This is a genomic window from Microbacterium sp. X-17, from assembly GCF_039615055.1.
The window spans coordinates 268,250-281,004 of the sequence record NZ_JBDHNI010000001.1 but is presented as its reverse complement, the minus strand read 5'-3'; the positions used below and the strand labels follow the sequence as shown (position 1 = coordinate 281,004).

13 protein-coding genes and 3 tRNA genes are annotated in these 12,755 nt (G+C 69.4%); 12 read left to right on the top strand and 4 right to left on the bottom strand.

The window, feature by feature from the left end; translation table 11 throughout:
* Positions 1–12: 12 nt before the first annotated feature.
* Both hpt and tilS read right to left on the bottom strand, forming a co-directional pair.
* A complete protein-coding gene (hpt, locus tag ABCS02_RS01315; protein WP_345833806.1) occupies positions 13–564 on the bottom strand; it encodes a hypoxanthine phosphoribosyltransferase in 552 nt (183 codons plus the stop codon).
* A 16-nt stretch (positions 565–580) separates the two neighbouring features.
* Positions 581–1,684 (bottom strand): tRNA lysidine(34) synthetase TilS, encoded by a 1,104-nt coding sequence (gene tilS / locus ABCS02_RS01310; RefSeq protein ID WP_345833805.1) that lies wholly within the window; start codon positions 1,682–1,684, stop codon positions 581–583.
* Between the two features lie 44 nt (positions 1,685–1,728).
* On the opposite strand from tilS, the gene ABCS02_RS01305 reads away from it, so the two are divergent.
* Complete coding sequence (locus ABCS02_RS01305) at positions 1,729–2,220, top strand: inorganic diphosphatase (protein WP_345833804.1); 492 nt, start codon at positions 1,729–1,731, stop codon at positions 2,218–2,220.
* 91 nt (positions 2,221–2,311) lie between these two features.
* On the opposite strand, the gene ABCS02_RS01300 is transcribed toward ABCS02_RS01305, so the two are convergent.
* Positions 2,312–3,631, bottom strand: coding sequence for an NlpC/P60 family protein (locus ABCS02_RS01300; protein ID WP_345833803.1), 1,320 nt, complete (start codon positions 3,629–3,631; stop codon positions 2,312–2,314).
* Positions 3,624–4,883 carry a M23 family metallopeptidase gene (locus tag ABCS02_RS01295; RefSeq protein ID WP_345833802.1) on the bottom strand — a complete coding sequence of 420 codons (1,260 nt, stop codon included), beginning with the start codon at positions 4,881–4,883 and terminating at the stop codon, positions 3,624–3,626. Before ABCS02_RS01295 ends, ABCS02_RS01300 begins: the two co-directional genes overlap by 8 nt.
* A 346-nt stretch (positions 4,884–5,229) precedes the next feature.
* Here ABCS02_RS01295 and ABCS02_RS01290 point away from each other — a divergent pair.
* The 11 genes from ABCS02_RS01290 (at position 5,230) to ABCS02_RS01240 (ending at position 12,665) form a co-directional block, all read left to right on the top strand.
* A tRNA-Glu gene (locus ABCS02_RS01290) sits at positions 5,230–5,302 on the top strand.
* Positions 5,303–5,341: 39 nt separating this feature from the next.
* Positions 5,342–5,418: transfer RNA gene (locus tag ABCS02_RS01285), tRNA-Asp, on the top strand.
* A 59-nt stretch (positions 5,419–5,477) separates the two neighbouring features.
* A tRNA-Phe gene (locus tag ABCS02_RS01280) sits at positions 5,478–5,550 on the top strand.
* A gap of 261 nt (positions 5,551–5,811) precedes the next feature.
* Complete coding sequence (locus ABCS02_RS01275) at positions 5,812–7,488, top strand: ATP-binding protein (RefSeq protein WP_345833801.1); 1,677 nt, start codon at positions 5,812–5,814, stop codon at positions 7,486–7,488.
* Entirely contained in the window at positions 7,485–8,096 is a 612-nt protein-coding gene (locus ABCS02_RS01270) for a response regulator transcription factor (protein WP_345833800.1), read from the top strand. Before ABCS02_RS01275 ends, ABCS02_RS01270 begins: the two co-directional genes overlap by 4 nt.
* 209 nt (positions 8,097–8,305) lie before the next feature.
* Positions 8,306–9,268, top strand: a complete 963-nt coding sequence (locus ABCS02_RS01265; protein ID WP_345833799.1) for a hypothetical protein — start codon at positions 8,306–8,308, stop codon at positions 9,266–9,268.
* A 147-nt stretch (positions 9,269–9,415) separates the two neighbouring features.
* Positions 9,416–10,396, top strand: coding sequence for a hypothetical protein (locus ABCS02_RS01260; RefSeq protein WP_345833798.1), 981 nt, complete (start codon positions 9,416–9,418; stop codon positions 10,394–10,396).
* A 27-nt stretch (positions 10,397–10,423) separates the two neighbouring features.
* Positions 10,424–10,729, top strand: coding sequence for a hypothetical protein (locus tag ABCS02_RS01255; RefSeq protein WP_345833797.1), 306 nt, complete (start codon positions 10,424–10,426; stop codon positions 10,727–10,729).
* Positions 10,730–10,939: 210 nt separating this feature from the next.
* Positions 10,940–11,662: a hypothetical protein gene (locus ABCS02_RS01250; RefSeq protein ID WP_345833796.1), complete on the top strand. Its 723-nt coding sequence runs from the start codon at positions 10,940–10,942 to the stop codon at positions 11,660–11,662.
* Positions 11,659–12,075: a phage holin family protein gene (locus tag ABCS02_RS01245; RefSeq protein WP_345833795.1), complete on the top strand. Its 417-nt coding sequence runs from the start codon at positions 11,659–11,661 to the stop codon at positions 12,073–12,075. Before ABCS02_RS01250 ends, ABCS02_RS01245 begins: the two co-directional genes overlap by 4 nt.
* Positions 12,072–12,665, top strand: coding sequence for a DUF3618 domain-containing protein (locus ABCS02_RS01240; RefSeq protein ID WP_345833794.1), 594 nt, complete (start codon positions 12,072–12,074; stop codon positions 12,663–12,665). Before ABCS02_RS01245 ends, ABCS02_RS01240 begins: the two co-directional genes overlap by 4 nt.
* The last annotated feature ends 90 nt before the right edge of the window (positions 12,666–12,755 follow it).

The following is a 12,755-nucleotide window of genomic DNA, read 5'->3' as shown; positions in this document are numbered from 1 at the left end:
GTCGACCGCCGCCTAGCTGTAGACGGCCGGCGCCAGGATGCCGACGCCGCGGAGGTTGCGGTAGCGCTCGGCGTAGTCGAGGCCGTAGCCGACGACGAACTGGTTCGGGATGTCGAAGCCCACGTACTTCACGTCGATCTCGACGCGGGCGGCCTCCGGCTTGCGCAGCAGCGTGAAGATCTCGATCGACTCCGGGCCGCGGCTGTGCAGGTTCGCGAGCAGCCACGAGAGCGTGAGCCCGGAGTCGATGATGTCCTCGACGATCAGCACGGTCTTGCCGCTGAGGTCGGTGTCCAGGTCTTTGAGGATGCGCACGACGCCGCTCGACGCGGTGCCGCTGCCGTAGGAGCTGACCGCCATCCAGTCCATCGTGACGGGGATGCGCAGCTCGCGGGACAGGTCGGCCATCACCATGACGGCGCCCTTGAGGACGCCGACGAGCAGGACGTCCTTGCCCGCGTAGTCGGCCTCCACGACCCTGCTCAGCTCGGCGATGCGGGAGCGGATCTGCTCCTCGGTGATCAGAATCTCGGTCAGGTCGTCGTGAACGTCCGTGAGTTCCATGGGGGAGGCGCTGTCCTTAGCTGTCGGGGTGAAACGTGAGCAGGCCGTTCTGCCTGACAACTCTAACGCCTGGCAGGCTGAGCGGTCCCTGGCCGTGCCAGCCCGTGATGAGCTCCGCGACGGCGAGGGTGTGCGCCCGGCTCAGGGACACCCCGAACTCGGCGGAGACGACCAGCCGGATGATGCGCTGGCGGAGTGCGGCGGGGTCGGCGGCGAGGCCGCGGACGTCGAGCGCGACGGCGCCGTCCTCGGTCTGGCTGACCAGCTCCTGCGCCCACTCCAGGGCGAGGCCGTCGAGGGCGTCGTCGTCCTCACGGAGCTGCTCGGCGGTGCGCGCGAGCGCCTCGGCGACGCCGGGGCCGAGCTCGTCCTCCAGCGCGGGCAGCAGCCGGGTGCGCACGCGCACGCGCGCGTACGCGGGGTCGGTGTTGTGCGGGTCGTCCCACGGGGTCAAGCCGCTGTCGGCGCAGAAGGCGCGCGTCGTCCGGCGGCGGAGGCCGAGGAAGGGGCGCAGCAGTGTTCCGGTGTCGGGGCGCATCCCCTGGAGGCTGGACGGGCCGGAGCCGCGGGCGAGGCCGAGCAGGACGGTCTCCGCCTGGTCGTCGAGCGTGTGGGCGAGCAGGATCCGGGCGGCGCCGGTGGCCGCGCGGGCGCGGTCGAACGCGGCGTGCCGTGCGGCGCGGGCGTCGCCCTCGGGGCCGGAGGCTCCGGTCGCGACGGTCACGCGCTCCACGAGCACGGGATCGAGTCCGAGCTCGCGGGCCTGCGCGGCGGCGGCCTCGGCGACCTCCGCGGACCCGGGCTGGAGGCCGTGGTCGACCACGATCGCGCCGGCCCGGTAGCCGCGGCGCGGGGCCTCGAAGGCGGCCGCCGCGGCGAGGGCGAGGGAGTCCGCTCCCCCGCTCAAGCCGACGAGCACGAGCGCGCCGGGGGCGAGCGGCGCGGGCCGGGCCGGGCCGTGGTCGTCGTGCGGGTCGACAGCGGGAAGGTCGGCCGCGGCGGCCAGGGCCTCCCGCACCGCGCGGCGGGCGTCGGCGATCGGCGGCGTCAGGCGCGGCCGGCGCGGAGCCCCGTCCGGCGCTCCACCCGCAGCTTCACCCGAGGACCCGTTGAGGCGCATCCAGTAACGTTAGTGCAGATTTCCAACAGCTAAGGAGCATCGGCATGGCCGCATACGACGTCGTCATCGAGATCCCGAAGGGGAGCCACAACAAGTACGAGGTGGACCACGAGACCGGTCGCGTCTACCTGGATCGCGTGCTGTTCACCAGCTTCGTGTACCCGACCGACTACGGCTTCTTCGAGAACACCCTCGGCCTCGACGGCGACCCGGTCGACGCGCTGGTGCTGCTCGAGTACCCGGTCTTCCCGGGCGTCGGCGTCAAGGTGCGCCCGGTCGGCGTGCTGAACATGTCGGACGAGGCCGGCAGCGACGCCAAGGTGATCGCCGTGCCGTACAAGGACCCGCGCTGGCTGCACATCCAGGACGTCAACGACATCCCGGAGCAGACCCGCAAGGAGATCGAGCACTTCTTCGCCCGCTACAAGGACCTCGAGCCGGGCAAGTTCGTCAACATCGAGGGCTGGGGCGACGCCGCGGAGGCCGAGGCCATCGTCGAGGCCGGCTTCGCCAAGCTCGCCGCCGAGGGCCACTGACCCAACCCAAAACCGCCGAGTGGGCAGATAATCTGCCCACTCGGCGGTTTTTTGCGTATCTTGAGCCGTCTCGACGGCTTCGGGGTGGGGGTTAGGCGCTGGGGCGGGCTACTTGGCCCCAGGGGGAGCCCCAGACGGACTGGATCTTGACGACGTCGCCCTCGGTGGGGGCGGCGATCATCATGCCGCCGCCGAGGTAGATGCCGACGTGGTAGAAGTTGCCGGGCGAGTCTCCCCAGAAGATGAGGTCGCCGGGCTGGCGCTGGCTGTACGGCACGATCTGGCCGCGATTGGCCGCGGTGAAGAACTGGTCGTTGACCGAGTGGGAGCCGATGTAGACACCCGCGTAGGCGTACGACTTCATCGTCAGGCCGGAGCAGTCGTAGCCCGTCGGGCCCTCGCCGCCGAAGATGTACGGCTTGCCGAGCTGCGCCTTCGCGTACGAGATGGCGGTGTCGACCACGTTCCCGTTCGGCGGCGCGACCGGGCCGCCCCCGCCGCCACCACCGCCGGACGACCCGCCGCTCTGCTGCTGCTGGGCCTGCTGCTGCTGTTGCTGCTGCTGGCGGATCGCCGCCTGACGCTGCGCCTCCGCCGCCGCCGCGGCAGCCGCTGCGGCCGCCGCCTGCTCCTGCCGGATCTTCTCGCCCTGCAGGTACGCCGCCTCCACCTGGGTCGAGGTGTTCTTGAGCGTCGCGAGCTGGGCGACCAGCTCGGTCGACTTGTTCTGCTGCTCGACCAGCGCCGCCTGGGCGGCGGACTGCGCGTTCTGCGCGGCGGTCAGCGCCTGGTCGGCGGCGGCCGAGAGCTTCTCGCGCTCGGTCTTGGCCGTCTTGGCCTGCGCGTTCAGCGACTCGGCGGTGTTCTTGTCCTTGGTCGCCTGGTCGTAGACGGCCTTCGACTGCTCGGTGAGCTTGCTCATGGTGCCGAGCTGGAACAGCAGCTTGTCGGCGTTGGAGCCGGAGCCTCCGCCCTTCAGCAGCAGCTCGGTGCTGACGTCGGTGCCGCCGCCGGACTTGGCCAGGTGGGAGGCGAGGAGGCCGGCACGCATCTGCGACGTCTTGGCCTTCGCGGCCGCGTCCGCCGACTGCTTCTCCAGGTCGGCCTGCTTCGCCGTCGCCTTCGCGAGCGCGTCCTTGGCCTGGAAGTAGGCCTCCGCCGCCTTCTCCGAGGCGATGCGGGCGGCGTCGACGCTGCTCTGGAGGCCGCTGATCAGGGTCGTGATGTTCGCGATCATCGCCTGCTGGTTGGCGACGTTGGCCTTCGCCTGCTGCACGTCGTTCCAGGACGGGTAGTCGACGGCCTGCGCCGGGGCGGCGATGCCGATGGAGGCCGTGACGGCGCCCATCACGCCCGCGCCGATCGCGAGGCCGGTGCGGGTGCGGGAGTTCTTCGAAGTGTCGCTAGCCAAGGGGTGCCTGCCTTGCTCTCATGAAGGGGATTCCGTCGATCTTCTGACCGTTCACCCGCACCTCGAAGTGCAGGTGGCAGCCCGTGGACGCGCCGGTGGTGCCGACGTGGGCGATGGGCTGGCCGGCTCCGACGCTCTGGCCGATGCCGACGAGGATGCCGCCGTTGCGGATGTGCGCGTAGCCGGTGTCGATGCCGCCGCCGTTGTCGATGAGGACGAAGTTGCCGTAGCTGCCGTTCGGGCCGGCGTAGATGACGGTGCCGCTGTGCGCCGCGTAGATGGGCGCGTTGCAGGAGGCGCCGATGTCGATGCCCATGTGGTACGTGCTGCCGACGCCGCCGGGCGACGGGCGCGGGCCGAAGCCGTCGGTGATCGGGCCGGCGGCGGGGACGGCCCAGCCCTGCGGTCCGACGTAGCCGCCGGGGAGGCCTCCCGAGCCGCGCGCCGCTGCTGCTGCGGCCGCTGCGGCGACGCCGGCCTCGTAGCCCGTGACCGTCTTGGCCGTGGTGTCGCGGAGGGCGGCGAGCTGCGCCTGCATGACGACGATCTGCTTCTGCTGTTCGGCGAGCTTGGCCTGCGCTGCCTTCGCGGCGGCGACCGCGGCCTGGAGGGCGGCCGTCGCGGAGACGCGGAGCTTCTCGCGCTCGGCCTTGGCGACCTCCGCCTGCGCCGACAGCGCCTTGGCGGTGTTCTGGGCGACGCGGGCGTCGGTGTAGACCTTGTCGGACTGCTCGGTGAGCTTGGACATGCTCCCGAGGCCGGTCAGGAGCGTCTCGGGCTTCGTGCCGCTGGCGCCGTTGCCGCTGAGGAAGAGGTTGGCGGTGAGGTTGCGCCCGCCGGTGCGGTAGAGCTGGGCGGCGAGCTTGCCGGCCTGGGCGCCTGCCGCGTCGGCCTTCTGCTGGCTGGCGGCGGCCTGGGACTCCAGGTCCCTGGCCTTCATGTCCGCCGCGTCGAAGGCCGCCTCCGCCGCCTGCAGCTCCTCGCCGCGCTTGACCGCGGCCGCCTGGGTGTCGGAGACCTCCTGGTCGAGCTGCGCGATCAGGGTCGTGATGCGGGTCACCTGGGCCGCGGCCGCAGCCTCGTTGGCCTTGGCGTTCTGGACGTCCTGCCAGCTCGGGTACTGGTCGGCGTACGCCGGCGCGGCGATGGAGCCGACGACCCCGGTCAGCGCGATGGCGCCGATGGCGAGGAGGCGCAGCACCGCCCGGCGCGGCCTGCGCCGGTGCGTGTCGTCTCTCGTCGCGTATCTCATCGTCACCTTCAACCCGTCGGATGGAACATCGGCTGTCACACGATCAACACGGGTCTCGTCATCACCAGGAGCAACATTAGCAACATCACCATACGCCGCCCGGGTCGGGGGGGTGGGCGGCGGCGCTCGATCGGAGACCACGTGCGGCTCGCACGGACGACAGGGGGGCCGTCGCTGGCAATCCTCGCTGGCGTCCGGCTTCTCACCGGGCATTTCACCGGGGCGTGGCGGGAAACCGGGACCATCGACCCGCCCGGGCTGCAACCCCGATTCGCATTCTGTCGGGGACTTCCGTATGCTTATGCGTCGGTGGTCATCGAAAAGCGAAAGCGATTCGAGACGATCCGGCCCCATCGTTTAGTGGCCTAGGACGCCGCCCTTTCACGGCGGTAGCACGGGTTCGAATCCCGTTGGGGTCACGATGGCATCCTCTACAATTCAATAAAGCACCACAGTTAGGCCCTGTAGCGCAGTTGGTTAGCGTGCCGCCCTGTCACGGCGGAGGTCGCGGGTTCAAGTCCCGTCAGGGTCGCCACGGCGACAAGCCCTTCCACTCGGAAGGGCTTCCGTCTAGGTGGGCACTTCGTGCCTCCCGGCTCTGTAGCTCAGTTGGTAGAGCGTTCGACTGAAAATCGAAAGGTCACCGGATCGATGCCGGTCGGAGCCACTGGAGAGAACCCCCGGTCCGAAAGGGATTCCGGGGGTTTTCTGTTTGCATCGGAAGGCCCGCGAAACGCCGTTCGACTACATTCTGACTACAACTGATTTCGCGGCTCGGGCAGCGAGTGCGTTCGCAACGTCATCAAGGTCATCGTCGAAGAGGTCCGCATAGACGTCGAGGGACTGGCGCAGTTCGCGTTCGTCCCGATCTTCGCGATTCCGGCGATACCGCTTTTCGCCAGGTCCCATCGCGCGGCAGAATCGGCGCATGTCCGATGAGCGACTGCGGCGTCTCCGGTGGCTCCCCGCCGTCGGCGTCGCCGCCTACCTCGCGGGGACTCTTCTGCAGGTCGCCGCACCATCGGCTTCGCACTGGGACGCGGCACTGATCGGGTCGGGTATCGCAGTGCTGTTGGCCACCTACCCGGACGGGAGAGTCCGGTATGTATGGGCGGCCGCGGCGGCGATCCTCATGATCGGGTTGTGCGCCGCGCTTCCCATCGCACCTGGCCTGCTGATTACACCATGGTGGAATCCGCTGATCCTGGTGCTCTCGGCGGTTCTCGTTGTGGGGGCGCTGACGCGGTATGCGAGTTCGCTCGATACGGGTGATCGCGAGCGTGTTCGATGGGCTGCGCTCGGGGCGCTTGTGACATTCGGCGGCATGGGGACGCTCGTTGTGATGTCGGCGAGGATGCATCCGCCCGGCATCGGAAGCCTGGGTCCGGCGGGGAACGCGGCGGCCGCGGTGTTCGTCTTCGCCTTCGCCGCATGTGTCATCGTCGGACTGGTCGCGCCGCGCCTCCTGCCGGTCGACTCCATACTGTGGTGGCTGATCGCGCTGGGGCTCGCGGCTGCAGCGCTTGGAGGAGTCGCTGCCATCATCGATCCCTGGGGGTCGGGCTGGAGCACGGCGGCGGTCGCGGTGCTCGCCCTGCCGGTCGTGGCGAGCTCGGCGTGGCTTGCAACCGGAATCGTGTACAGGGGGCGCCGTTCGCCGCGCGCTTCCGGCGAGCGCTTCCAGCGCCGACTCGAGGCCACAGGGCGTGCGGAGGCGGCCCCCGCAGTCCTCGTCACATCGATCGCCGAGTCGCTGCGATCCGCCGGGGTCGCATTCGATGTCGGAGGAGTCGTCTCCGCCGAGACGGGCCGCCTGCGAGGGGACGAGGAGCAGGTGTCGATTGCGTTCAACGGCTCGGTCCTTGGGGCGCTTCGGATCGCGCCACGCCCGGGTGAGACGACCCTCACGCGCCGCGACCGCGCCGTGGTCGCCGAGCTCGCACGCCGTGCCGCTCCGGCGCTCCACGACGCGGCCACCGTCACAGAGCTGCAGCACACCCGTGACCGTCTCATCCGAGCGCGGGAGGAGGAACGGCGGGAACTGCGGCGGGAACTGCATGACGACCTTTCTCCCGCTCTCGCCGGCGTCGCGCTCGCGGCAGACGGACTCGTTCGAAGCCTGCCGCAGGGCGCGGATCGACAGGCGGCTTCCACGCTCCTCGCTGACGCGAAAGACGCCGCTGCCCGGGCCCGGGAGCTGGCCTATGGACTGCGGCCCGCAGTTCTCGACGACCGCGGTCTGCTCGCCGCCATTCACGATCGGGTCGGCGCCGACTCTCGCGTCGAGATCCACGCCGCATCCCTTCCCGACTCCCTGCCCGCCGCTGTCGAGCTCGCCGCTCTGCGGATCGTTCAGGAGGCGGTGACCAACGCGCGTCGCCATGCCGACGCGACCAGGATCGCGGTGCACATCGGCGGGAATGACGGGGCAATGCGAATCCGGGTCGAGGACGACGGGGTCGGCATACCTGCTCTGCCCGCGCCGGGGATGGGGCTGCGCTCCATCAGGGACCGAGCCGAGGAACTCGGCGGGAGCGCGCGCATCGCGGTCGGCTCCCTCGGCGGCACCCTCGTCGAAGCATCGCTCCCACTGGGGGCGCCGTGACCAGCGTGTTGCTCGTAGACGACCATCCGGTGTTCCGCCGCGGACTCGCCGCGCTGTTGCGCTCGGCCGAGTACGAGATCGTCGGCGAAGCGGCCAGCGGCACAGAGGCGGTCGAGGCCGCGCTCAGCCATCGACCCGACCTCATCGTCATGGACCTCGGACTGCCCGGGCTGCACGGCGCGCGCGCGACCGCCCGGATCATCGCCGAGCTCCCCGACACGCGCGTCGTCGTGGTTACAGCCTTCGACGACGACGGAGCTGTTCGCGAGGCCCTCTCCGCCGGCGCGTCGGGGTTCGTGCTCAAAGACGCCCCCGGCGATGAGATCCTCGCGGCGCTCGCTGCCGCCCAGAGCGGCGCCCGGCTGCTCGGCTCGGGCGTGCCGCTGCCCGGAGAGACAAGCTCGGAGCGCGCGGATCTCGGTCTCACCCCCCGGGAGCAGGAGGTTGCGCGGTTCATCGAACGCGGGCTCGGCAACGCAGCGATCGCCCGCCGGCTCGGCATCAGCGAGAAGACCGCCGCGAACTACGTTTCCACAATCCTTGCCAAGCTGCACGCCAGAACCCGGCACGACGCGGCTGAGGTGCTCCGGGAGCACCCGGCCGAGTAGTGCCCCGCTCCGCGAAGTCCTCACCAGACCGAAAAGTCCCGCCTCTTCAGGGACATTCTTCCCTGGTATCCCGGGAAGCACGTGCGGGAGGATGTCGCGTGCAATGCGACGGAGGACAGTCCGCTCGCGTCATCCGCTGCATCGGATCACTCAACTGAGGAGACGCGGTCATGAGTGCATCACAACCGCCATCGGAATCGAACCCGGACGTGCCGGATCCGACGGCCTCCGATGAGCCGTCCGCCTCCGCGTCGGCGGTCCGTCGAACGTCCTGGTCGCTGACGAAGTCCGGTCGTTTTGTGTGGGTGATGCAATGGTGGGCACCGGTGATCCTTCCGTTCTGGGTGCTCCTCGGTCGAGGATTTGTCGGGGCGGGACTCGGGTATGTGGGCGTCCTCGGATTCTTGGCCATCGCACCCGCCATCCTCATCGCGCTCTACATCCCGGCGGTCATCACACTCGGCGACAACGATGTTCGAATTGCGCGGACGACGAGATTCGCATACAGCATCAGTGCGTGTTTCCTCTGGGGCTCCATGGTGGTCGCCGGCCTGTTCGTTCCCGACGCCGGCGATGGACCACCGATGCCGAGTGCGGTCATGACATGGACGAGCGGACGGATCTCGATCGCCCAGACGCTCATGATCATGACGGTGGGAATCGTGGTCGCCGTCGCAGCCGAGGTCGTCGTCATCGGACTGGCCATCGCCGGCTGCAACCGTCCCCAGCTCCTCAAACCCGACGACGCGTCGCAGTCGAAGATCCGGCGAGGAGCAGTGCTGACGGGGTTCTGGATCTGGTGGGCCGCCATCGGTATCGAACTCGCTTCCATCGTGAGCACCCTCGCGTATGCCGCACAGGGCTCGTGGGACCCGGTCTACTTAGCGGTCGACTTCGAAGACGGTTGGATCGTGCTTGAGGGCATCGTCGTTCTGGCCGCTCCGTTCTTCGTGCTGCGGCTCCGCTCGCGCTCCCGGGTGGCGCGCACCGTGCTCGCCGTGCTCGCGGTCGGCGTGATCATCGGCGTCAACGTGCTGACGAAACCCTTTGGGGCGCCATCGTTTGTCGACTACTTCGTCGCGATCCTGCTCGCCATCGGCACGGTGGCCCTGTTCGTGCCGTCGTCCAACCGCTACTTCTCCAAGCCCGCGGCTCCGACACGTACGACCTGACCGCGACAGAAATTCCGGACAGTCAGGTGGAGGCGTCGAGTCAAACGATGCATCGCTTTTTTCGGGAGATTCTTCCCTGGTATCCCGGGAAACCTGCGCGGGAGGATGTCGCACACGAACCCATCGATCATGCTGGGAGGAGCCAGGATGTCCAATCGTCGAACAGTCTCGATTCCGGTCCTCGCTGCATCGGCTGCTCTGCTGCTGACTGCATGCGCGGGGGTGGCGCCCGCGTCGCTGTCTCATCCGTCCCGGTCACCGCACCCCAGTCCCAGCAGCACCCCGTTGCCCCTGCCATCGCCCACTTCTGTCCCCGCGCCCGCAAGTCAGAACGATGCGTACATCGGCGCGCAGCTCGCCCTGATCCGCTTTGACGGGGTCGCCGACGACGCGTCGGCGGGAAAAGCGAGCGACGCCCTGATCAGGCTCGTCGCGACCGGCGCTGCGGCGCGGGACCTGCATCGGCAGAACAGCCACGCAAAACACACCGAAAACGGACACTCCGCGTTCGTGTTCGTCGACTGGACCGTCGACACCCTGAGCGCGGCGGGAGTTGAACCCGTCGCCCAGGGAAAGGTCACGGTCACCGGTTGCATCGACGCGGCCGGCGCGGCCGTCACGGAGCGGCGTCTCACGATCGAGTACTCCCGCACCGCAAACCGATGGCTTGTTTCCTCCGCCACAACGCTGCCGGGGGACGACTGCACGACCTCGGACGTCACCAGCGAGGTCGATGACGTCACCCGCACCGCCGCAGCGTTCAGCGACGCGGAGGCCAGCGTCGGAAAAGGCGCGAACCCGCAGACCCAGGCCGCGGGGATCGCGAAAGGTCACGCCGCCGATTTCCTCGAGCAGGAGTTCCCAGGCGGGCTCGCCGCTGCCGGCTCGAGCACGTACGAGGTCCGGTTCATCGCCCACTACCCGCCCGAGGGGACAATCCCGTACGTGGACGACGCGATGGACGTCTTCGGATGCCTCGGCCAGCCGTCAACGCTCTACGTCGACGGTTCCGGGAACCTGTGGCCCCCCGGCGACTTCGCCTACCTCGACATCTCACACGTCACCACAGACGACCAGCTCTATGTCACCGGCCTGAACTACACCGACGACGACCCATGCCAATACTGATGATCAGCCTCCAGCTAGCGTCGGGGCATGTCTGAATCGGCTCAGTCGCGGCATTCCCGCCTCCCCGCGCTGGCGATGGCGGTCACGCTGATCGCGCTGGTCGCGGCAATCACGACGTGCGTGTGGTCGTCGGTCGATGGCGGCGAGGCGGGGTGGTCCGACGCCCTCATCGGTGCGATACCGATCACGATCCTTGCGATCGCATCCGTCGCGATCAGCATCCCCGCTCTTACGAGAGACCTGCGCCCGAGGTGGGTCGCCGTGACGGCGTTCCTCATCAGCGGGGTGCTTGCGTTGTTCTTCGGGCCCCCGCTGTTGATGGCACTACTGTAAACGGCCTCTACTCCTGCGTCGGTCGGATGGAAAGGTCGCCGGATCGATGCCGGTCGGAGCCACTGGAGAGAACCCCCGGTCCCTTATGGGATCCGGGGGTTTTTGCGCGCGTTATGCCCCGCCGTCGTCACCGTGTCAACCCGCTGACCCTGCCGCGCCTCGCGTGGATGTATGGACGCCACACATCCGACGAGCGAAAGGGAGTCGAGTATGACGAACCCGGAGGGCGGATTCGGCGGCACGCCGGTATTCGACACAACACGCCAGTATCACGACGATGCGGTCGACCATCACGACGATGCGGTCGACCATCACGACGATGCGATCGACGACGCGAGCACGACCGACATCGCCAAGGAGGAGGCGGGCCGCGTGGCGGACTCCGCCGTCGACGCCGGCAAGGATGTCGCCGCCGTCGCGAAGGACGAAGCGCACGCGGTCGCGCACGAGACCAAGGCGCAGGCGCAGGACCTCTACCGGCAGACCCAGCAGGAACTGCGCGAGCAGGCCGCGGTGCAGCAGCAGCGGGTGGCGGACGGACTGCGGTCGATCGGCGACGAGTTGCAGCAGATGTCGCGGTCGTCCGAACAGCAGGGAGTCGCGAGCGACCTGGTCGGACAGGCGGCGGACCGCACGCAGTCGGTCGCGCGCTGGCTGGACGAGCGGGACCCCGGGTCGCTGCTGCGCGAAGTCAAGTCGTATGCGCGCCGCAACCCGGGCACCTTCATCGCCGTGGCCGCCCTCACCGGCGTGGTCGCCGGGCGGCTGACCAGGGCCTTGGCCTCCGGGGACGACAACGGCATCAGCAGCGGGAGCGGCACCAGCCACTCCACCCCGGCGCCCGGCGGAACACCCATCGGCGGCCCCGCGCTCGACGACACGACGTTCCGCGGGCCCGGCACGGCCGGCTACCCGGCCGGGGGCTCGCTGTGACCGATCAGCCCACTCCGTCGGAGGAGCGCGCTGAGCGCGAGTCCCTCGGCGACCTGCTCGCCGAGGTGAGCCGCGACCTGTCGACGCTCGTCCGGCAGGAGGTGGAGCTGGCCAAGGCCGAGCTGAGGCAGACGGCCACCCGGGCCGGGAAGGGCGCCGGGATGATGGGCGGCGCCGGCTACGCGGCCCTGATGGCGGTGCTCTTCCTCTCCATCGCGCTCTGGTGGGCGCTCGGATACCTGATGGGCAACGCCTGGTCCGGCGTCGTCGTGGCCGTCATCTGGGCCATCGTCGCCCTGATCCTGTTCGTGGTCGGGCGCAATCAGCTGAAGACGGTGAAGGGGATGCCGCAGACCGTGGAGACGGTCAAGGAGTTCCCGGAGACCCTGAAACGAAACGGAGAGAACCGATGACTGACGACCCCGATGTGATCCGCGCCGAAATCGAGAGCACCCGCCGCAACCTGAGCGGCGACGTGGACGCCCTGGCCGACAAGGTCACGCCCAGCAAGATCGCCGAGCGGCAGAAGCGCAAGGTGAAGGGCGCCTTCCACTCCTTCACCGAGCGCATCATGGGCTCCGACGATCCGTACGACCCTCACCGCGGCGTGGGCGAGGCGACGGGAGACGCGATCGGCGATGCGAAGGACGCCACCGTCGAGGCCGGTCGCCATGTGGTCGCCAAGGCGGAGGGCAACCCGGTCGCGGTCGGCCTGATCGCTTTCGGCGTCGGCCTGCTCGCGGCCTCCCTCATCCCCGCCAGCGACAAGGAGCAGGAGCTGGCCGCCAAGGCCAAGGACGCCGCGCAGCCGATGCTGCACGAGGCGGCCGAGGTCGGCAAGCAGGTGGCCCACGACCTCCAGGAGCCCGCCCAGGAGGCGGTGCAGGCCGTGAAGGACACGGCGCAGGAGTCGGTCGAGACGGTCAAGGCGGAGGCCGCCGAGCGTGCGAACGACGTGGCCGAGGACGCCAGGGACGCCGGACAGCACGTGCAGAACGGCTGACGAGACCGGAGAACAACCTGGCGGGGGGGGGGGGGGGGGGGGGGGGGGGGCCCCCCCCCCCCCCCCCCCACCCCCCCCCCCCCCCCCACC

Coding starts and splice junctions, on each gene's coding strand:
- hpt (WP_345833806.1), bottom strand. CDS start 564: ATGGAACTCACGGACGTTCACGACGACCTGACCGAGATTCTGATCACC.
- tilS (WP_345833805.1), bottom strand. CDS start 1,684: ATGCGCCTCAACGGGTCCTCGGGTGAAGCTGCGGGTGGAGCGCCGGAC.
- ABCS02_RS01305 (WP_345833804.1), top strand. CDS start 1,729: ATGGCCGCATACGACGTCGTCATCGAGATCCCGAAGGGGAGCCACAAC.
- ABCS02_RS01295 (WP_345833802.1), bottom strand. CDS start 4,883: ATGAGATACGCGACGAGAGACGACACGCACCGGCGCAGGCCGCGCCGG.
- ABCS02_RS01275 (WP_345833801.1), top strand. CDS start 5,812: ATGTCCGATGAGCGACTGCGGCGTCTCCGGTGGCTCCCCGCCGTCGGC.
- ABCS02_RS01260 (WP_345833798.1), top strand. CDS start 9,416: ATGTCCAATCGTCGAACAGTCTCGATTCCGGTCCTCGCTGCATCGGCT.
- ABCS02_RS01255 (WP_345833797.1), top strand. CDS start 10,424: ATGTCTGAATCGGCTCAGTCGCGGCATTCCCGCCTCCCCGCGCTGGCG.
- ABCS02_RS01250 (WP_345833796.1), top strand. CDS start 10,940: ATGACGAACCCGGAGGGCGGATTCGGCGGCACGCCGGTATTCGACACA.
- ABCS02_RS01240 (WP_345833794.1), top strand. CDS start 12,072: ATGACTGACGACCCCGATGTGATCCGCGCCGAAATCGAGAGCACCCGC.